The organism is Actinomadura sp. NBRC 104412 (assembly GCF_030269515.1).
Classification (GTDB): Bacteria; Actinomycetota; Actinomycetes; order Streptosporangiales; family Streptosporangiaceae; genus Spirillospora.
Genome location: NZ_BSTM01000099.1, coordinates 1 through 810 on the forward strand (window position 1 = coordinate 1; position 810 = coordinate 810).

At 68.5% G+C, this 810-nt stretch carries 1 protein-coding gene; it reads left to right on the forward strand.

Going from position 1 to position 810, the window contains the following annotated elements:
* Window positions 1–805: IclR family transcriptional regulator (locus QSK21_RS35905; protein ID WP_285702221.1), on the forward strand; the 805-nt coding region annotated here is incomplete at its 5' end.
* Between the last annotated feature and the right edge of the window lie 5 nt (window positions 806–810).

Below are 810 nucleotides of genomic sequence, written 5' to 3' on the forward strand. Positions count from 1 at the left end.
TGCGTACGCTTCGGGCATGGGTGAGGGGTTTCCAGACGCGCCGGAGTTCGGCACCGTGCCGCAATACCCGATCGAGTCGGTCGACAACGCGCTGCGCGTCCTGGTCCTGGTCGGGCAACACCCCGGAATACGCCTCATGGACGTCGCACGCCACCTGGGCGTGGCCTCCTCCACCGCACACCGCCTCCTGGCCATGCTCGCCTACCGCGGCTTCCTCCGCCAGGACACCACCACCCGCGGCTGGACCACCGGCCCCACCCTCGACCACCTCGCCCTGGACGTCCTCCGCCGCCTCGACATCCGCGCACTGGCCCACCCCGCCCTCGAACGCCTATGCGCACACACCGGCGAAACCATCCACCTCGGCCGCCTCCACGGCAACGAAGTCCACTTCATCGACTCCATCGAAACCACCCGCGCCCTGCGCGTCGGCGGACGCCTCGGCCGCACCATGCCCGCCCACTGCACCTCCAACGGCAAAGCCATGCTCGCCACCCTCACCCACGACCAACTCCTGGCCCTCTACCCCCACGAACACCTCCCCGCCCTCACCCCCCACTCCATCACCACCCGCACCCACCTCCTGCAAGCACTCGACCAAATCCGCCACGACGGCTACGCCACCAGCAACGAAGAAAGCGAAGAAGGCGTCGCCTCCATCGGCATCGCCCTACGCCCCACCACCGCAGGACCCCACGCCATCACCGCCTCAGCACCCCTGTCCCGCATGACCCCCACCACCCGCACCACCATCCTCAAACACCTCCGCACCACAGCCGACCACATCAACCAACAACTCCCCTGACGGAG